14 protein-coding genes are annotated in these 20,286 nt (G+C 46.3%); 5 read left to right on the top strand and 9 right to left on the bottom strand.

From position 1 onward, the window contains the following. Positions 1 to 192: 192 nt before the first annotated feature. From dxs to QUA03_RS00685, 4 genes are all read left to right on the top strand, one after another. Positions 193 to 2,100, top strand: a complete 1,908-nt coding sequence (gene dxs / locus QUA03_RS00700) for a 1-deoxy-D-xylulose-5-phosphate synthase (protein ID WP_333208871.1) — start codon at positions 193 to 195, stop codon at positions 2,098 to 2,100. Between the two features lie 112 nt (positions 2,101 to 2,212). After that, positions 2,213 to 2,530: a hypothetical protein gene (locus QUA03_RS00695; RefSeq protein ID WP_333208870.1), complete on the top strand. Its 318-nt coding sequence runs from the start codon at positions 2,213 to 2,215 to the stop codon at positions 2,528 to 2,530. Beyond that, on the top strand, positions 2,527 to 2,895 hold the full coding sequence (locus QUA03_RS00690) for an aspartyl protease (protein WP_333208869.1): 369 nt from the start codon (positions 2,527 to 2,529) through the stop codon (positions 2,893 to 2,895). The genes QUA03_RS00695 and QUA03_RS00690 overlap by 4 nt, the downstream gene beginning before the upstream one ends. Positions 2,896 to 2,902: 7 nt before the next feature. Next, positions 2,903 to 4,123: an NAD(P)/FAD-dependent oxidoreductase gene (locus QUA03_RS00685; protein ID WP_333208868.1), complete on the top strand. Its 1,221-nt coding sequence runs from the start codon at positions 2,903 to 2,905 to the stop codon at positions 4,121 to 4,123. A gap of 50 nt (positions 4,124 to 4,173) precedes the next feature. Here QUA03_RS00685 and QUA03_RS00680 read toward each other — a convergent pair whose 3' ends face one another. The 8 genes from QUA03_RS00680 to QUA03_RS00645 all read right to left on the bottom strand — a co-directional run bounded on the left by QUA03_RS00680 (position 4,174) and on the right by QUA03_RS00645 (position 16,050). Further along, complete coding sequence (locus QUA03_RS00680) at positions 4,174 to 6,591, bottom strand: sulfotransferase (protein ID WP_333208865.1); 2,418 nt, start codon at positions 6,589 to 6,591, stop codon at positions 4,174 to 4,176. A gap of 78 nt (positions 6,592 to 6,669) precedes the next feature. Then, positions 6,670 to 8,742: an ATP-binding cassette domain-containing protein gene (locus tag QUA03_RS00675; RefSeq protein ID WP_333208864.1), complete on the bottom strand. Its 2,073-nt coding sequence runs from the start codon at positions 8,740 to 8,742 to the stop codon at positions 6,670 to 6,672. Then, positions 8,743 to 9,534, bottom strand: coding sequence for an ABC transporter permease (locus tag QUA03_RS00670; RefSeq protein ID WP_333208862.1), 792 nt, complete (start codon positions 9,532 to 9,534; stop codon positions 8,743 to 8,745). Beyond that, positions 9,531 to 10,781, bottom strand: a complete 1,251-nt coding sequence (locus QUA03_RS00665; RefSeq protein WP_333208861.1) for a glycosyltransferase — start codon at positions 10,779 to 10,781, stop codon at positions 9,531 to 9,533. The genes QUA03_RS00670 and QUA03_RS00665 overlap by 4 nt, the downstream gene beginning before the upstream one ends. Positions 10,782 to 11,038: 257 nt before the next feature. Beyond that, entirely contained in the window at positions 11,039 to 12,355 is a 1,317-nt protein-coding gene (locus QUA03_RS00660; RefSeq protein ID WP_333208859.1) for a glycosyltransferase family 2 protein, read from the bottom strand. 275 nt (positions 12,356 to 12,630) lie between these two features. Continuing rightward, positions 12,631 to 13,827 carry a glycosyltransferase gene (locus QUA03_RS00655; RefSeq protein ID WP_333208857.1) on the bottom strand — a complete coding sequence of 399 codons (1,197 nt, stop codon included), beginning with the start codon at positions 13,825 to 13,827 and terminating at the stop codon, positions 12,631 to 12,633. A 389-nt stretch (positions 13,828 to 14,216) separates the two neighbouring features. Then, complete coding sequence (locus QUA03_RS00650) at positions 14,217 to 14,372, bottom strand: hypothetical protein (RefSeq protein WP_333208855.1); 156 nt, start codon at positions 14,370 to 14,372, stop codon at positions 14,217 to 14,219. Positions 14,373 to 14,853: 481 nt separating this feature from the next. After that, the gene (locus QUA03_RS00645) at positions 14,854 to 16,050 is read right to left on the bottom strand and encodes a glycosyltransferase (protein WP_333208854.1); all 1,197 of its coding nucleotides are present in this window, start codon (positions 16,048 to 16,050) and stop codon (positions 14,854 to 14,856) included. Positions 16,051 to 17,606: 1,556 nt separating this feature from the next. On the opposite strand from QUA03_RS00645, the gene QUA03_RS00640 reads away from it, so the two are divergent. After that, a complete protein-coding gene (locus QUA03_RS00640) occupies positions 17,607 to 19,241 on the top strand; it encodes an MBL fold metallo-hydrolase (protein WP_333208936.1) in 1,635 nt (544 codons plus the stop codon). A 322-nt stretch (positions 19,242 to 19,563) separates the two neighbouring features. On the opposite strand, the gene QUA03_RS00635 is transcribed toward QUA03_RS00640, so the two are convergent. Continuing rightward, positions 19,564 to 19,875, bottom strand: a complete 312-nt coding sequence (locus QUA03_RS00635; RefSeq protein ID WP_006633466.1) for a DUF6679 family protein — start codon at positions 19,873 to 19,875, stop codon at positions 19,564 to 19,566. Positions 19,876 to 20,286 lie beyond the last annotated feature (411 nt).

The raw sequence follows: 20,286 nt of genomic DNA, 5'->3' as shown, positions 1-20,286 counted from the left end.
GCTTTTTTTATCTTGACGGCGCACAATTTATTAACTATAATTACCAGGCTAAAAATAACAAAAATCTTACGCCTAACAGTTTTTCTCAAATAACCGTTAAACTATTCTAACGTTTGCGCGTACCCAACCTCGCAGGCACAACCTATATCTGTTAAGGATTCGTCCTGATTCACAGGAGCAAGATTTTAAAATATGCATCTCAGCGAACTGACTCACCCAAACCAATTACACGGCCTCTCGATTCATCAACTCGAACAAATTGCCCGACAAATTCGAGAAAAGCATTTAGAAACTGTAGCCGCTAGCGGCGGCCACCTCGGCCCAGGATTGGGTGTAGTCGAACTGACCTTAGCACTCTACCAAACACTCGACCTCGATCGCGACAAAGTTACTTGGGATGTCGGCCACCAAGCTTATCCTCACAAATTAATCACCGGCCGCTACAACCAATTCCACACCCTACGCCAAAAAGACGGCGTTGCAGGCTATCTCAAGCGCTGCGAGAGCAAATTTGACCACTTCGGTGCAGGTCACGCTTCCACAAGCATTTCCGCAGCGTTAGGAATGGCGATGGCGCGCGACCTCAAGGGGGAAAACTTTAAAACTGTAGCAGTCATCGGCGACGGCGCATTGACTGGCGGCATGGCACTCGAAGCCATCAACCACGCGGGCCATATGCCGAAAACCAATTTGTTAGTTGTGCTCAACGACAACGAGATGTCAATCTCGCCCAACGTCGGCGCAATTACGCGGTATTTGAACAAGATGCGATTGTCGCCACCGGTGCAGTTTCTCAAAGATAACTTAGAGGAACAATTCAAGCACATTCCCTTTGTCGGCGAAACTTTTACTCCAGAAATGGAACGCCTCAAAGAAGGGATGAAACGCTTAGCAGTCTCGAAAGTTGGAGCAGTAATTGAAGAATTGGGCTTTACTTACATGGGCCCGGTAGATGGACACAATTTGGAAGAGTTAATTACCACTTTCAAACAAGCTCATACTATCCAAGGGCCAGTGTTGGTTCACGTTGTGACGGTGAAGGGCAAAGGATATGCGATCGCCGAAAAAGACCAAGTAGGATATCACGCCCAAAATCCCTTTAACTTAGCTACCGGCAAAGGCATTCCCTCCACTAAACCCAAGCCTCCAGCTTACTCGAAAGTCTTTGCCCACGCCCTGGTCAAGCTAGCAGAAGATAATCCCAAAATTGTCGGCATTACCGCTGCGATGGCAACCGGAACAGGCCTGGATAAACTTCATGAAAAATTGCCGAAACAGTACATTGATGTCGGGATTGCCGAACAGCACGCCGTGACTTTATCCGCTGGTTTAGCCTGCGAAGGAATGCGCCCGGTTGTGGCAATTTACTCGACATTTGTGCAGCGAGGCTATGACCAAATAATTCACGATGTTTGCATCCAAAATTTGCCAGTTTTCTTCTGTTTGGATCGCGCCGGCATTGTCGGTGCTGACGGCCCCACTCACCAAGGAATGTACGACATTGCCTTCTTGCGCTGCCTGCCAAATATGGTAGTTATGGCACCAAAAGATGAGGCAGAATTGCAGCGGATGATAGTCACGGGAATCAACCACACCAGCGGCCCGATCACGATGCGTTACCCGCGTGGCAACGGTTACGGCGTACCTTTGATGGAGGAAGGTTGGGAAGAATTGCCGATCGGCAAAGCGGAAATTCTCCGCAACGGCGACGATGTGCTGATCTTGGGTTACGGTTCAATGGTTTATCCGGCAATGCAAACTGCCGAGATGCTGAGCGAACACGGTATTGAAGCAACTGTGATCAATGCGCGTTTTGTCAAGCCTTTGGACACCGAATTAATCTTGCCTTTAGCACAGCGAATCGGCAAAGTTGTCACAATGGAAGAAGGCTGTTTGATGGGTGGCTTCGGTTCCGCAGTTGCTGAATCTTTGCTCGACAATAATGTTCTCGTGCCACTGATGCGGCTGGGCGTACCGGATAAATTAGTAGATCATGCAACGCCAGAGCAATCATTTGCAAGTTTAGGATTAACTCCGTCGCAAATGTGCGATCGTATCTTAGCAACATTCAGCCGCAAACAGGCTCCTGTTAGCGTGTAAATAGCTAGAATTGTAGGGTGTGCCTAGCGCACCTTACTCTTCGACATCCGATCTATGACAGTGAAAGAGGAGCATGATTGAAGGAAGATTTGAGGATAAGGGAGAAAAAACAATGACTAACGTGAAACCAAATCGTACCGTGCGGCGGGGAAGATTGTTCCCAGAAATTCAGTGGTCAGAAGAAAAAAAAGCCCAGTGGCGAGCTGAAAGAGAAGCATTTTATCAGCGCTGCAAACCAATTTTCGATCGCCTCAAACCAGAATTGATTAAAACCCACTACAACTGGTACATGGCGGTTGAACCTGATAGCGGGGAATATTTTATCGACAAGGATGATATGCAAGTTGCAAACATAGCCCATGAAAAATACCCGAAAGCTAAATTGCAGGTTTTTCGGATCAATGAAACCGGAGTTTGTGGCACAATATGATTCAAGGAAGATTTGGTGATGAGGACGAGCTATTTTTTGAACTTGAACTGATTGCTGATAACGGCTTAGAATTACCTGTTGATGCTCTGCTTGATACAGGTTTTTCTGGCTGGTTAGCAATGGACAGTCAGGATTTAGATGGACTGGATTGGACATATGTGAAACAAGAAAAAATGCGAACAGCCAAGGGAGAATTTGATTTTGAACTTTATGTAGGAAAAGTGCGTATTGATTACCTAGAATTTGACATTCCCGTTCATGTGGGTGACGGAGTACCGGAAATTTTAATAGGTCGCCAGTGGCTGAAAACTCGGCGGTTAGTAGTTGATATGCCTGCGGGTATTTTGACATTGGAAGCGAGTTAAAAGCAAAATGAATTTAAAAAGTTTTGACATAGTAATAGTCGGAGCAGGCCCAGCAGGCGGTCACTGCGCGAGAATCCTAGCCCAATCCGGTCACAAAGTCTTGCTGGCAGAGCAAAACGACAATTTTTATAAAAATGACTTTTCTAGCGCCGCTACACCTCTAGAAACTCTCTCTAAATTCGATTTACCTAAATCCGTTATCGGCAGTTTTTGGCACAAACTTACTATTGAAACTAGCAAAGTCAGTCAAACTTGGGAGTCTCCCGAAAGCTTGGGAGTTGTTCTCAATTTTGCTAAATTTAGAGCATTTTTGGCCAGCGAAGTTGAGCGATTTGGCGGTGAAGTTTGGCTTGGTTATCGCTACACCGGACATTCACAAAGCAAGAGCGAAACAACAGTCGAGTTTAAACAGTTATCCGACGGTCAACTTATCAAAGTTAGCACTAAAGTATTGGTTGATGCTACTGGCTTTGCTAGGGCGATTATGTACGAAAAAGAGAATGATAAGCCTGATTTTTTGTCGGGAACCGGAATCGAATATTTGATTGAAGTAGAGCCAGAAGTTTACAATAAATACAGCGGTGATTTAATCTTATTTGTGGGCGATAAATGGATGCCTAAAGGTTATTCTTGGATATTTCCCATGGAACAAAATAGGCTGAAAGTTGGTGCTGCCCGCATTTTTTTAGATCAGAAAACACTGAGGCATTTGTCACCGCTGAAAAAATATATTGATTTACTGATTGATGAATATCTAAAGTCTAAAAATTATAAAATTCTTGACAAACACGGTTCCATGCTGAAGTATAGTCGTGGTTTGAAGGATATTTATTGCAAGCATAATATAATTGCGATCGGCGATAGTGTTTCGACAGTAAATTTTTTGGGTGGCGAAGGGATTAGACACGGGATGGATGGTGCCCAAATCGCGGGGAAATATATTCAAAGGTATTTGGAGGGGAAAATCTCAGATTTTCGGGATTATGAGACGGAAATGCACCGCAAGTTTGATCGGAAATGGAATATTTCGGAACGGTTGGCGGTGAGAAAGTATATCGATGATGTTAATGATGAACTGACCGATAAAATAATTTCTTATTTAAAGTATATGAAAACTGAAGATGTGATGGATATTTTATTTTATTATAAATTTGAGAAAATTTCCAGAGGGTTAGGCGGTTATTTGCAGAGAAAAATCAAGGAATTGATTAATAAATTTCACTTGTAAGGTGCGTCCGTTGAGAGATTGTTAGTTGAGGGAAAAATCTCGCTGATTGACTAAGCTAATTTTAAGGCATTTTCTGCGGTGACTTGAATGCGCGGCAGCGACAATAAAGAATCTTCAAAACTGCTCAAATTTAATGTATATGATACACCAAAAGTATATCCACTCGCTCCAATTAAATGCGCTACAATTGGATCAACATCGCCGTAAGGATAGGCAAAACATTTAACAGGTTTCTCTAATTCCCGTTCCAAGATAGCACGGGATTTGCCTGCCTCCCGCACAATTTCTGTCGGCGACAATGGAGTCAAAGGTTGATGAGTGGCAGACATAGAACCAAATTCAATCCCTGCATCCCTCAGTTGCAAAATTTCCGACCATCCCATTAACGGCACTTCTTCAAATTCCGCTTTTTCCCAACTATTTGTCTTTCCTATTGACTCCGCTACGAGAAAAACAGTTGCTGTAAAATCAAACCGTTTTAGTAGAGGCCAAGCATATTGGAAAAAGTCGAGATAGCCGCCGTCAAATGTCATCAATACAGCTTTACCGGGTAAAGGAGTTTTAGCCAGTTTCGCGCTTCGCCAATTTTCCCAACTCGCACTGTAATAACCCAGATTTTTGAGATTGTGTAACTGTTGTTCAAAAATTTGGGGAGTAACTGCGTCTAAACCGTCAGGAGAAATGTGGCGGTAGGAGAGAATCGGGAGTTTTTGTGTAACGCTATGGTTGTCCAAAAGTTGAGGTTTCACGGAGTGAGAAACTTCCCGATAAGAAGATTTTGAGCCAATGATTTCCGGTGCGTAAAATACTTGCTTTGGAAACTTATTTTCTTGGGGAATTTGCATTGTCGGTTCCCCAGCGATTGCTGCGACTGACTCGATTTCCGGCAGCGCCGCCGCCGGGAGTGAGGCGCGGCGGCTGACACTCGTCCCGATCGCACCCGATCGCCTGCCGAACATCACCGCATTTTGGGGGTAAATGCCCCCTGCACCCGGTGCATTCAACCAGTCGGGCAAATTAGACCTTTGTTGAGCACAAGAGGCTAAGCGCGATCGTAGCCATTGCTTGCCGTTGAGTGGTTTTCCCAGCAAAGCTTCTCGCACGGTGGCGATGCACAACTCAAAACCCATATTTCGATTAATTGTCGATCGCAATTTTTGAGCCGAAACAAAATTATTTTCCACCGCAACAGTGACAATACCGACAGCAACGCCGCCTACTTTCACCAGCACATTTATTTCAGAAAGCTCAACTTTTATATTAGCAAATTCCTCGCTAACTTCTACAGAAATCCAATCTTTTTCGAGGGTAATTGTTGGGACTTTCTCAGCTATTTCAGGCTTGTAGAAATCCTCCAAATGCCAATGCGGACGCCCCCATAATTCTTGCATAAATAGCGTCCAGTCATGTTTAGGGTGCAATGGTTCCAGCAAATTTTCCCACAATTTATTGCCTTTTTCGCAGCGATTGCGTTGAAAGAAGCGATCGAGAATTTGCCAAGCAAACTGGGCTGCAACCGCATCCGCCAAAACCGCAGCCGCCACCATGCCATCGCAAATAGGCAATTCAATAATACCGAGTTGAATTCCTTCTAGTTGGATCGTACAGCACAGGCGATCGCATATTTGCAAAGCGTAAATATCCGAAATTGGTTCGCTCACTTCCACCGTAACTTTCCACGCCATTTCACCCTGGACTCGCTGAATTTTCTCTAAAATATATCTAATTTCATTTCGCGTGAAAATTTTATGATATTTGTGAACGTTACTACTTTTGACATCTCTCTCAATTCCTTTATGCCAAGGTAGATTTAAACTTAGCTTGGCTGCTTTTTCTTGATAATTAACGAGCATTGTATCGTCATATTCAATGCCCATAAAATTACAAATTTGTCCTAAAATTAGTGTTTTGTTATCTAAAAGTTCCTCATATTTAACTAATATATGATTGGATTTATTAATGTATTTGTGGCTAGTTAACATCGCGTGTTCCCACCGATAGATACAGTGGTTTAAATCCCAACCAGCGCCCCACAATTCGTTAAAACTCCTAGTAGCATCATACATAGAAGCTATTGTATCCATACCGTTTCGCAAAATATGTATAAATTTCGCATCCGGCAAAAAGCGCTCTATGTCATCAATAAAATATATGTGTTCCGGCGTTTTTTCCAACCAAATGCTTTTTTTTTGTTCAGCAGCCAAACCATCCAAAACTCTCACAAACCAACTAGCTTTAGCTTCCACAGTTTGGCTGTCATCAAAATCTTTCAAAAGTTCAGGACGTTTAATCTCATCCTTAAAAAAAGCTTCCATTCTACCTGGCAACTTTCCCGCAAACTGATCGTATAGCAAATAGTGAAAAAACTTAGATTCTGGAAAAGAAATAACTTCGGGATGAGCAGCTAATAAGCTTTGAAGAATTGTCGTGCCACTGCGAGGCGAGCCTAGGAGAAATATGCGTTTCATAACATTTTGCAATTATTATAATTAACTCTAGATTTTGAGGTGGGTTGGGTTTCGTTCTCGGAACCCAACCTGCCAATTCTAACTCCAAGTAAAATCCTGTTTTAACAAATCAGATAGTTCCTGATTATAAGGCTTGAAATAATCTGTCAGTTGTTGTTCGATTGCTGCTGGTATTTTGCTGTACTCCTCGATCGCATTAATCTCATATTGTTTACTTGCGATCGCACTAATATCCAAGAAATCTAACACTTCCGAAAAAACTTTATCGGTATTTGCCTCAAAATCTTCGCTTTTGAGAATTAGCAACTGTTCCCTCGGAAAATAATCAAGCCAATTCCTGATTTGTTCAACATAAATTCCTCGCGACAAATACGAATAATGTTGGTGGTTGAAACTGTAATAACTTTGATCGGTTTTAATTTTTTCAATTTCACCTTTTAGGCGATCGGGTTCGGAAGTAATCGCCTTTTCAAAATCCAGCTTTTCGCAGCCGATCGCCACTTCTAAATGATAGTGCAGCCAAGCTCGTTTGACCGGGTTTCGCAGCATTACAATCAGCTTAACATCCGGGAAACACTTGTAAACCCGCTCTGCCACCAACGGATGATAAATATAGTAAGGAGTCATTTCCCACAGCAACACCTTTTCATCCGCCACACTGCGCGTCAACTGCTTGCTGTACCAATCAACGCCCCGCTCAAAATTCAAATCAAAAAAGTGAATGTTGCGGGAACCATCTTTGATAATTTGCAAGTGATTTGCGAGATAGCCGGATAGAGGTTCCGTGCCGCACTTTTGAGCGCCAATAATTAAAAAGTCTGGTTCCTGCTTATTTTTCAACTGAGTCGAAATCTTGGCATAGGCGGGATTATCCTTATTCAATGCGTGAACTTTCTCGGCTGGTTCTGGTAAATCCGCAACCTGCATTTTGCCATCAAATTCCCAGCGGTAGGGCGGACAAAGAATCGTTTTTTGGTTGACAGTCGATCGCACATACAGCGGATAAAGGTGCCAATGATAATCGTAGGCGTAAGCAAAACTCTTCTCGTAAACCCCAGGATTCACATAATACTGACTGTTGCCTAAATCCAGCCTGTCTACGTGCAGGCGGATTGTGCCTTTCCCTTCCGCCAGTGGCAGCAATCTGCCCATTTGATTAGTATTAGTTTCAAAACAACTTTGACCGTCTTCCCGGCTAATTGTCACGCCAAAAATAGCAGCCGAAATTGGCTTCGGTACAGAATAATGAATTTCCACAGTAATAGAATCGCCACTGTTTATCTCATCATCCGGCAACACTTTAACATCCGTAATTTCTACTTCCAAAGAACCGAAGCGATTGTCATTGATTCGCAGTTGTGAACCCATACTCGTCACTTCAGGAGGACGCATGGGAGTGCGTTGTTCGGTTGCTGGGCGCATTTCCGACAAATACTGACCGACTACCACTTCCGGTTCCCCGTAAGCCACGATTTCACCTGATTTCAGCCACAAAGCCCGATCGCACAGTTTATGAATTTGCGTCGCGTTGTGAGAAATCAAAACAATCGCACATCCTTGATTCTTAAACTCGGTGATTCTGTTCAAACATTTATTTTGAAAAGCCACATCACCAACCGACAAATGTTCATCAACTAACAGCACTTCTGGATCGGTGTGAACCGCCACCGAAAAAGCCAGCCGCATTTGCATCCCGGTACTGTAAGTCCGCATCGGACTATCAATAAACTGTTGCAATTCCGCAAATTCAACAATATCATCAAACCGGCGCGCAGCTTCCCGACGAGTCAAACCGGCCACCACTGCACCCACAAACACATTTTCTCTGCCCGTTAAATCCGAGTGAAAACCCGCACCCAAATCCAACAAACCGCCAATTCTGCCATTAACTTCAATAGTTCCTTCTTGAGCATAGCCGATACCGCCAACAAGTTGCAGCAGCGTCGATTTTCCCGCGCCATTCTTGCCGAGAATTCCCAGCATTTCGCCGGGAGAAACAGTGAAATTGATATCCCGCAGTGCCCAAAAACGCGCCTGCGGTTTCATCTGCCGAAAACCCGCCAAAGCGGCCTGCATAATCGTATAAGGTCGATCGGCAGAGTAGCGGTTGAAACGTTTCCCCAAACCCTTGACAACAATAGCTTGACGCATTTACAATTCCTCCACAAAAGTATTGCTTTGCCGTCTAAAAATTCCCAGTCCGATCGGCAAAAGAGCAGCCACAACCAAGCTAACAATTAACAGCGCCAGCCAATCCGGCTGCGTACCTTTGAGCAGTATGGCGCGGTAAGCTCCAAGCAGTGGCACCATAGGATTTAACTGATACAAAGGCTGAAATTGTTTCGGGACGCTGTTGAGGTCGTAGAAAATCGGAGTCAGGTAAAACAGCATCTGCAAAACTACGCCCAAAGTATGCTGAGTATCGCGAAAAGTGACATTCAAAGCGGCGAGGGGATAAGCCAAACTGACTGTCAAAATAAACTGAATAACCATCAGCAGCGGCAACACAAACAGCACAGCACTCGGCTGAACGCCATCAATTGCCAGAAAGATAATTAACACCGGCAAAGCTAACAGAAAGTGAATTAGCCCAGTCATAGTAGTGACTACCGGCAAAATTGCCGTGGGAAAATTAGGCTGTCTGATTAGCGCTTTATTGTTGGTAATTAATCCCGTTGCTTGAAATAATGCGGTTTGAGACCAACTCCAGATTAACAAACCGCTGAAAGCAAAGGAAGAAAATTGCGGAATGTTAATCGGTATAACAGAACGAAACACAAAGGAAAATACAGCTAACTGCAACAGCGGATTGATTAAAGTCCAAGCAATCCCCAAAGCCGATCGCTTGTAAAGTAATTTCATATCGCGATCGACCAACACCCGCAGCAAATCGAAGAAATGAGCAATTTTGCGCCTGTCAATCAGCTTTGGAACACTTCTCATCGCACACCTCCGGCAACTTCCTGCGGTTCAGATTGTAGTTGCTCTTCCGGCTCAATCTCAGCTAACTGCTGCGCCTGCAACTGCGCTTTTCTGTAAGCAAAAGGACTGTCGAGAGCTCCCAGCAACTCGCTGACTACCAACTTGCGCGGCAGCCAACCCGGAGACCCCAAGCGGCGCACCAGCCACCAACCAAGCCACTGAAACATAGCAAATTTCCAAATTTCCCAGCGCGGCACAGTCCGGTTGCGATAGCACGTGAGTACATAAGCCCCAAAACCGCGCCCGTTATCCTGCAACTGTCGGCTCAAAGCATCGGCGCTGCGCCGGTGCAAGTGCCACACAAAAGCTCTCGGCTCATAAAAAGTCGAGTATCCCTTAGCCAAAATCCGATGAAACATCTCAATATCCCCACCACCGCGAGTCGCAGTCCCCACATCGAGAGCAACATCAAAATTGCCCACAGCCTCGAAAACTTGCCGCCGGAAAGCCATATTCGCTCCCACGCCGTATTTGCTAGCCCACAGCAACTCCCGCACAGAAAGTTTGCTACCGTCGGTTTTGTGGCGGTCGAGGTTTTGCAGCATTCCGCCATATATCAGTTCAAATTGCTGTTGTGGCAAGGTTTCCAGTTCGGCTGCCGCCACTAAACCGCTCACGGCCATAATTTCTGGGTCAGCAAACGCCGAAGCAATACCCCGCAGCCAACCGCGATCGGGCCGCACGTCGTCGTCAGTAAAAGCAATAATCTCATGCCGCGCTTCCGCGATCCCGCGATTGCGCGCCCAGTCCAATCCTGGCCGTTCTTCCTTGACGTAGCGTACCGGCAATCGCGCGACTAATTCAGCGGTGCTGCTGCTTGCAGGAGCGTTGTCTATAACGATAATTTCGCGCTGGGGATAGTCGAGGGCGAGCAGAGCTTCCAGAGCGCCTTTGAGCAAATCTGTGCGATCGCGCGTGCAGATGACAACACTAATTGACGGCAGGTCGCCATCCGCCACTGCTTCAGAAACAGCGCCGAACTGCTCTCCTAAAGTCGATCGCACCAACTCTTTTCCTAACTGATCCACAATTGTTTGTCGCACTCGCTCAGCGGAAATTGTTTGTTCCCAGGGATTGTTACTAACATAAGCCCAGCCCAGAGGCCGTCCCCGGTAGCGAACTAAAATCCGAACTCCTTCGTATTGTTCGAGTTGCCTAATCGGATTAATCTGTTCGGCAAACTCAATCTCCATAACTTTTATTGCCATAACTTGCTCCTGAAAATTTTGCAGCGGGCACTAGATAGAAAAGTTTTCACTTGGGGCTTTTAAGTTTGGGGTGGCAATTTTCCAATTTCCCAACTTTTGAGGTTTGAGTTTTTGGTTTAACTTCCCCGAATTCAGTAGATATGCACGAAAAAAAATATCTTCTAGGGGCTAGTTTAGCTAAGCATAACGAGATATAAGCGAGAAGATGAAGGCACTCACCTGCCCGAATCCTGTAATCTTTATTTGCACCTATTTACTTAGCTATTAATGGCTAACTCGTAAGTTTCAAAAGCAACTAAAGATTTTTCTTCAAGCGTTTCAGCACTGCGGGGCATACCGTTAACCGCGATCGCCCCAGCCAGCGGTTGAGCAAAGTGAAGCGCCAGAATCGATCGCAAGTGAGCGCCCCGCAGCGGTTCCGCCCCCGCTTGCGGAAAAATATGGCCGACTGTTAGTTGGTCGTAATACAGGTAAACCCCAGCCGGTCGTTCCGCGTCCAGTAGACTTTCTGCCGCTTCCCAACCTTGCTGCAAATCAATGTTAATTTCATGTCCGCCCAAATCAGAACGGGCCGGGCCCCCTTGCATAAAACTAGAAATAGCAGAGCGACTTTTTAGCTCATCAATCACACCCCGCAAATACCAATAACCGCGCAATTTTGCCCGCAACCACCGCCAAGTTTCCCGCATCCCCAAGCTTTCGAGCAAATCCAGAGATTTCCTGCCTCCCACAGCCAGCCAATCCATAACCGCCGGCCAGAAAAACGTGAGCGCCACCACAATCTTATCTACCAAAAAATAAGGAGTTTCGTAGTCTTTTATGTGCAGCGTCGGTCTGAGTTCCGGGTGTCGGCGGCCGATCAAAACATCCGATCGCCCTTCCTGACGAGACCGGCGGAAAGAGCGATCGAGATTGTTTGTTTCGTGTTCGTAATGATAGCCCACAGCATCCTGCGCTAAAGCAAAAGGTACATCAGCTTTCAGCAAACGCAGCCCAAACTCGTAATCTTCCCCGCCGCAGTTCCCGAAAGCCGAATCAAAGCCTTCGAGACGAGCAAACAGTTCTGCATCCAAAGAAATGTTGCCGCTGAGCAAATCTTGATAAGTAAATCGGTGACCAGGTTGGCTCATCTGATAAAACTTCTCTTCCCACCACGATCGCACTTCCACGTCAAAAAACCTAGTTGCTCCGTGCAACTTAGGCGGATAGGGCCCCATGACAGCCGCTCCTGGACGCTCTCGGTGAACCCGTGCGTGGCTTTCCACCAAAGGCGGCAGCGCTTCGATATCGTCGTCGAGAAACAGCAGCAATTTCCCGGTAGCCGAAGCCGCTCCTGTATTGCGGGCGATGGCAGCACTTCGGCAATTTACCTCGATCACCTGCAGTTTAAACGGAGGTTTGTAGTCTTGTAGCATTGCCAAAGTATCGTCAATGCAGCTATCTGCCACTACAATAACTTCCAGCAGGTCGAGCGGATAAGTCTGCGAGTGCACAGCATCAAGAGCGCGCCGCAGCGAAGAACTGCGATTGTGGCTCGGAATAATTATGCTAATTGTTGGATTTTCCCTATTCATATTAGATTGGTATGTGGTAATTAGTAGTTGTTCTTTGGGATTGGGGAATTAATATTTGGTATTTGGGGATTTATAAGTTGTGATTAAAATTTCAAACACTCTTACTTCTTCCCTATCCCCTCAATATCCATCTGTTAAATCCCTTAAATCCATTACACCATCCGTTGCCGGACTTCCCTTTTCCTCCTGACTAATGACTAATCCCCAAAGCTTAGAACTTAGTTTCATTTCCCAGATTCATCATGTGAGTAAATCTAAAATCTAAAATCTAAAATCTAAAATCGATTGACTTCCCCTTTAACTTCCTGCAACCGCTTGCGAGAAGAAAAATAAGCCATCGGCCCGCTAATGCACCCCCGCATTTGAGCCAAAAGTAAATCACTAGGAATACAGTCCGGTTGCTTTCGCAAAGAAGCAAATAACTCAGGAATTTGCTTGTAATACAGCCATCCCCAAGCTAATAGAGGTACACTAAATTCTTTGTTGATTACAAACATCCGCGTCCAGAAAGCATAGACTCCGATTCCGTAGCATCGGAGCAAGTTGCGTAGTTCTTCCCAGGTGCGTCGGTGGCGGTGCCAACTCAAGGCCCTCGGTTCGTAGACGATGCGGTAGCCCGATCGCAAAATGCGGGCAAACTGTGCGCTGTCTGAACCGGCCTTAGCAGGCGTACCCACGCCCAAAGCTTCGTCAAACAGCCCGATGCAGTCGATCGAACTTTTCCGCAAAGCCATACTCCCCGAAACCCCCAGTGGAGCTACAATCAGCGGATTGCAGTGCGCCCCGTCAAAAACTCGGCGCTCGAAGCCCTGCCCGTAGGGGCTGTAGAACTCAAACAATTCTTGCGCTTCGGTTTCCAGTTCTAGGGGCATCAGTAGCCCCGTGACACACATAACTCGCGGATCTCTGAAATTTCGCAACAGCGATCGCAGCCAGTTCGGATCGGGCGCAGCATCGTCATCTGTAAATGCTACGAATTCATGTTTAGCTTCGCGTAAAGCTCGGTTGCGGGCGGCGCTTTCGCCTGCTACATCTTCGCGCACATAGCGGATTTTTGGGTAATTTTTGACCAATTCACTGCTGGCCTCGGTGGCGGGACAATTGTCAATTACCAGGTATTCCTGACCATCATCAGGCAGCAGCATCAGCGCGTCTAGACAGCGCCGCAAATCTTCCGGGCGATCGCGCGTGCAAACTGCTACTGTGGCGATCGGCAATGCCTCCACCGGCCCCCGCTCATCCCATTCTAGAGTGTCGTAGAGCCAGTTTTTCCACAAGTTGTCACCCGCAGCATTCATCAGTTTTTCCCGTAATTCGTCACCGCCAAAGCGGCCTCCGACTACGGGCAAAAGAGCTTGACCGATCGGTTTTCCGTGCAGTCGAATTAAAATCAAGGCTTTACTGTAACGCTCCTCAACCGTAATTTCTGGCGGGAGTTTGGATATTTCCAGGTCAAGAATAGCTGTTGCCATTTTAGATTTTAGATTTTAGATTGGGAAAAAATCCTAGATACTCCCTATATTACCGGAGGTATTTTAGCAGAAATTGTTTTAGGGGATAGCAACTTCTCAATGCCATACTTGCCGATTGCTGATCGCGAATCAAAGATAAAGCCTCATTGTTTTTATTGCTTTTATTTATTTTTACTTTCAATTACCCGCTGATGTCAAGTTTTTTCCCAACACAACTTTTACCACCGGCAACGATCTCTCGTCGAGGCTTGTGTCAATTGCAGGTGTTATTGGCAGCCGACCGCCACCAAGCCTCGCCATTAATGCCACCTCTAAAAACCAGATTTTTTGACAAAACCCGGTTTTTGCGATCGTTCCTCATTTCCGCTTTAATTGCGATCGGGTACTATTCAAGGGAAATATACCAAACCATTAAGCACTCTCGCAATTCCAACTTTTGCAATTAGGTAGTTATACAGCAATCCCAAACCCGTTGTGAGAATAGAAACCAAGCCCATGAAATACTCTTTTTTGACAATCAAGCCCAATGCTAAGTATAACGGCACAAAAAACCATAATATCTTGTAGGGTCTTGTAGGGGTCACTTGAGCTAAGAATAACTCCTATAAGTAACCCCACAAAATTAATTACATAAAGATTCCTTGCTAGGTAATGGTTTCAGTAGAAATATTGTGTAATTAATTCTGGACTACTACTTACAACCCAGTTTATGAGTGATCTCACCCGCCTGACCCACATTTTCGCGATTGCCCAAATCAGCACGCGCCAGGCCTCCGTGCATAAAACTGAGATGCACCCTTGGTATTTGGTATTTGGTAATTTATAAGTGGTGATTAAAATTTCAAACACTCTTACTTCTTCCTTGTCCCCTCAATATCCATCTGTTAAATCCCTTAAATTTATTACACCATCCGTTGCCAAACCTCTTTGTTCCTCCTGACTAATGACTAATCCAAAAAGCTTTAGACCTTAGTTTAATTTCCTCGATTCATCTGTGGAGTAAATCTAAAACCTAAAATCTAAAATCTAAAATCTATTGACTTCCCCCTTAACTTCCCGCAACCGCTTGCGAGAATAAAAATAAGCCATCGGCCCGCTAATGCACCCCCGCAGTTGAGCCAAAAGTAAATCACTAGGAATACAGCCCGGTTGCTTTCGCCAAGAAGCAATTAATTCAGGAATTTGCTTATACCGCAGCCATCCCCAAGCTAATAGAGGCACACTGAATTCTCTGTTGATTACAAACATCCGCGTCCAGAAAGCATAGACTCCGATGCCGTAGCCTTGGAGCGTTTTTCGCAATTCTTCCCAAGTGCGCCGATGGCGGTGCCAGCTCAATGCTCTCGGCTCGTAGACAATGCAGTAGCCAGCGCGCAAAATGCGGGCAAAAAGTTCACAGTCTTCGCCGCCCACCGTAGGTGTTCCCGCCCCCAAAGCTTCATCAAACAGGCCAATGTAGTCGATCGAACTTTTCCGCAAAGCCATACTCGCCGAAACTCCCACAAGATGCACAATCAGAGGATTGCAGTGCGCCCCGTCAACTACTCGGCGCTCAAATCCCCGCCCGTGGGGGCTGTAGCACTCAAACCATTCTTGCGCTTCGGTTTCCAGTTCCAAGGGCATCACCAGCCCTGTAACGCACATCACTCGGGGATCGCTAAAATTCCACAAGAGCGATCGCAGCCAGTTCGGATCGGGGGCAGCATCGTCATCTGTAAAGGCTACGAATTCATGTTTAGCTTCGCATAAAGCTCGGTTACGGGCAGCGCTGGAGCCTGCTAAGTCTTCGCGCACATAGCGGACTTGTGGATAATTTTTGACCAGTTCCTTGGTAGCGTCTGTGGCGGGACAATTGTCAATTACTAAGTATTCCTGACCATCATCAGGCAGCAGCATCAGCGCGTCTAGACAGCGCCGCAAATCTTCCGGGCGATCGCGCGTGCAAACTGCTACTGTGGCGATCGGCAATACCTCAACCGACCCCCGCTCATCCCATTCTAGAGTGTCGTAGAGCAAGTTTTTCCACAAGTTGTCACCAGCACAATTCCTCAGTGTTTTCCGTAATTCGTCACCGCCAATGTGGCCTCCGACTACGTGAAAAAGAGCTTGACCGATCGGTTTTCCGTGCAGTCGAATTAAAATCAAGGCTTTGCTGTAACGCTCCTCAACCGTAATTTCTGGCGGGAGTTTGGATATTTCCAGCTCAAGAATAGCTGTTGCCATTTTAGATTTTAGATTTTAGATTGCGAAAAAATCCTCGATACTCCGTATATTACCGGATGTATTTTAGCAGAAATTGTTTTAGGGGTAGCAACTTCTCAATGCCATACTTGCCGATCGCGAATCAAACATAAAGCCTCATTTTGTTATGGCTATTATTTATTTTTACTTTCAATTACGTGCTGATGTCAAGTTTTTTTGCTACATCATAATATTTTTTATCAAAAACCTTCGCACCTCCAGGCAGGTGTCAATTGCAGGTGTTATTGGCGGTCGGCGCGCTCTCCAGTCTCCCCCTTAATACCAAATCTAAAAACCAGATTTTTTGATCAAACCGGGTTTGTGCGATCGCTCCTCATTTCAGCTTTAATTGCGCTCTGATAATATTCAAGGGCAACATACCAAACAATTAAACGCTCTCGCCCTTCAAACTTTCGCGATTAAGCCGCCCGCGCACGGATTAGGTGAAAAACACTCCCAAACTCAACCCTAAATCAGACCTAGCAATGATAAAAGAACAGGAGATTACAGGCTGGTTGGAGACTCATCGATCTAAGATTACTTCTGGCAAGTTAGTGGTATTTTTACAGGATGAATATCATCTATTGTCTGGGGATTTATGTGACTATGTTTGAGGTTCAACAAAAAAACGCATCGTTTTGCCCCCTAGTCAATGAGGGGAGTAAACAGACCTATTATGGGGCAGTCAGTCGATTTTAGATTTTAGATTTTAGATTTTAGATTTTAGATTTTAGAATTGAAGTATTGACCCCACGGATAAATTCGGGGGCGACTTTATCGGATACAGGTTTTTTATTTCTGGACGGATGAATCCAGGGGCTTGTATCCTGGATGTTTTCGGTCAAAAAGCCATTTAAACTCTCTCCTCGATAGCCACAACGTTTGCTTAGAAGAATGTATCAAACTTTTACAAAGAAACCGAGCAAACTCATAAAGTCTCTCTCTGCCCTGACAAAAGCAGTTAGCTAGCACGATGCTGGCTCTCCGTTTTTCAGATTGGACTATACACGGCCCTCACACCCCTAAAAATGAAGAATTGTAAAGTTTTATCAAGATGTTTGGACATCTGAATTAAAATCTTCTCATAAAAAAGACTAGCTTTTAGCAGGCGCAAATTGTGAAAAAAGGTTTAAAACTCAGAATATGAGATCGAGCTCGCTGCTCTTACACGGTGCAATAAAATGTAACTTTTGATGCAAGAACCAGTAGCCTGAACTTTGTCCAAGACCGAATGCCCGTCAGGCCAATGCCTTCGGAAAATCGCTTTCTGGGCGCTGCATCAAATCTTAAGTGCAATTACTTTCCTTGCACCAGAGCCGGAGCCTTCGAGCAAACATTTAACTCCAGGGCTTACGCACCACAACTTTAGATAAACCGGGTTTTTTTACCGGGATCGAGGACGGCAACAAACTGTTTTCGTCCATCAAATCCGGTTTCTGCGTCCGAGACTGAACTTGATCGAATGAATGCAGTCGCAACCAATGTTTAAATGTGGCGATACTGCAAGTTGCGTGCAAAGCAGGGAGCTAACCGCAGTGATGGATCTCGATTGTTTACCTTACGGCGCAGGCCACGCACAGGAAGGGGTCTGTCTGCTAGTCCGAATGGGGCCGCACCGCATTTTACTCGACTGCGGTATAGAGGATATTGAACCGCTGTCAGCAACACTAAATCGATCGCTGCCAGCCGATTTTGTGGTGTGTACCCACGCCCACTCTGATCATGCCAGAGGTTTGCTAGCACTCCATCAATCTTTCCCCCACTTGCCAATTTATGCCAGCGAAGTGACAGCCCGACTGCTACCGCTCAACTGGCCACAACTGGCTCAGCAGCCAGAGTCACGGTTCTGTCATGGACTGCCCTGGCAGTCGCCGCTCGAAGTGCGCCCAGGACTGAGCGTGCAGTTGTTCCCGTCGGGTCATTTGCCCGGAGCAGCGACTGTGCTGCTGACTTATGCAGCCCCGCACCGCACCTACACCGTGGTTTACACCGGCGACTTTTTCCTGTCTAATTCTCGTTTGGTGGAAGGTTTGCCCCTGGGAGAACTCAGGGGCATGAAGCCGGATGTATTAATTTTGGAAGGCAGTTACGGCACGGCGCGCCACCCTCACCGCCGACAACTAGAAAATCAGTTAGCCGATCGCATCCACCGCGCCATCGCCGACGGGTACTCGGTACTGCTGCCCGCGCCGGCCCTTGGTTTGGGCCAAGAAATGCTGATGCTGCTCCGCAGTCACCACTACTTTACTGGCCGCGACTTGGATATTTGGGTAGACGGCACTGTCGCCGACGGATGCGACGCTTATCTGGAACTGTTACCCCAATTTCCCACCGCCGTCCAAAATTTTGCTCTGCACCAACCTTTGTTTTGGGACGAAAGGGTGAAACCCCGCGTCCGCCGGCTGTCTGCAGAACAACGCCCCGGATTGGGAGCCACGCCCTGTATTGTAATTACAGACAAGTTAGCTGATTTGGCTTTGTATGTTGCCGATGGCACACATCCTTGGATTTTGCTCGCCCCTCAAAAACCAGGATATCCCGTCAGTGACTGGCTGGGCAACAGGCCCGAATCAGGAGTCACAAGTGTCGAAACTTATCTGCTAGCCGAACACTGCGACGGGCCGGGGACGACCCAACTCATCCACAATTTGCGTCCCCAGCACGTAATTTTAGTCCACGGTTCCCCTGCATATTTGGCTGACTTGGCTAACTTGGACGAGCTGCGAAACCGCTACCAGTTGCATACTCCGGCGGCCGGAACACTTGTCGAATTGCCGATCGGGGAAATGTTTTTGCAGCCCGCTATCCCGGAAACTAACTATGAGGGAGAACTCAGCGAATTGGGGACAGAGGTAGCAATTAGCTTGCCGAGTCCGATTACAGCCGATCCTCGGTGGGCCAATTTTGCCGATACCGGTTTGGTAGAAGCGCGCTGGCAAGGCGAAGAACTGGTACTGCGCGGCATCTCCCAGCGGGAACTCCTTTTTCAAGGCAGCGCCGTTCAGGCCAACCTTGAATGCTGTGGCAATTGCCAGCACTACCGCAGCCAGCGCTGTTGGAACCAGTCCAGTGCTTTGTTTGGCTTTAAAGTAACCCCCGACGGTTTCTGTCCGGTGTTTAAAGCGATACCGGAGTCGGAACTTTTCCTAGATGGGGAAACAGAGGGCGAATAAGCTGTCGGGCACCGAGAAACCAGCCGGCAGGCAAAGACAACAAAAAAACAGTCCTGGACGAACCCAGACAAAAAACCCGGTTTCAGCAGGGGTAAGCTGTCGGGTATTTAATTTTTAAACTACTGTGTACTTACGCTGTTGTGGGGTGGGTAGGAGATTCCGCCATCAAGCTTAAATTTAAAGGCAAAATAGCTTATGTGGTCACAACCCAGAATATGTTTGGCCTAAACCGGGTTTTTTGCATAATTTCTCCACAAAAAAGGGAGAAAAGTCGTTTTCTTTTCCCCCAAGTTTTCCTTGTGCCTCAAGCGCGAGCTCAAAACTATTCCAAATTCGAGTCTGGGTAGTGATTGCGAATTTGTTCGGCTTCGGGACAATCGTCAGAAACTAGGGGTTCGCAGTTAGTTCGGGATACCGAAGCCAACTTCTGGGATACAGCTCCAATACTTTCAAGACGCACCATTTCTTCCCAGGAGCTGATTTCGTCTTCTTCGTCGGTTTCGTAGCGCAGCGTGACTAGATCCCCTTCAATATCTAGGATACGAGCGCGCTCTATCCAACGTTGCTGATCTCGAAGAAAAATAGAAACCTCACGACCATCACAACAGAGTTGATAGATTTTGCGCTGTAGCATTTGTCAGTTCTCCTGCGCAGTGTAACTTGCTTAAAATATGGTCTGTTTACCGTAACGTACTTTGGGTTTTACATCGGAAGGCACAGCCGTATGGACTGGCCAGTTTCACGTTTTCCGCAACTTTTGTACCGATGGGAGTTACCAAATTCGATTTTACCACCAAATCTATCTAGTACGCCATTTATCCAATTACAGGTTTTGCAGTCAGTGGCATCCCTCGTGAGAGGCATTTGCCAGCATAGATCGAAGCATTAGGACTTGACGACGGCACGCGATTAACAGCGACAATAACAACAGACTCTGCCTCAGAAATCTCGCTCTCTTTGGCCTCAAGTCCCCCAGAAACCTCTGGTTTCGACGTTTGTTCGATCGTCCACTAACGCAGTCAAGGCTCAATCTAAAATCTAAAAT

This window comes from Microcoleus sp. S36b_A4 (genome assembly GCF_036700645.1).
Lineage (GTDB): Bacteria > Cyanobacteriota > Cyanobacteriia > Cyanobacteriales > Microcoleaceae > Microcoleus.
The sequence above is the reverse complement of the archived record's forward strand: the minus strand, read 5'-3'. Positions and strand labels throughout refer to the sequence as shown.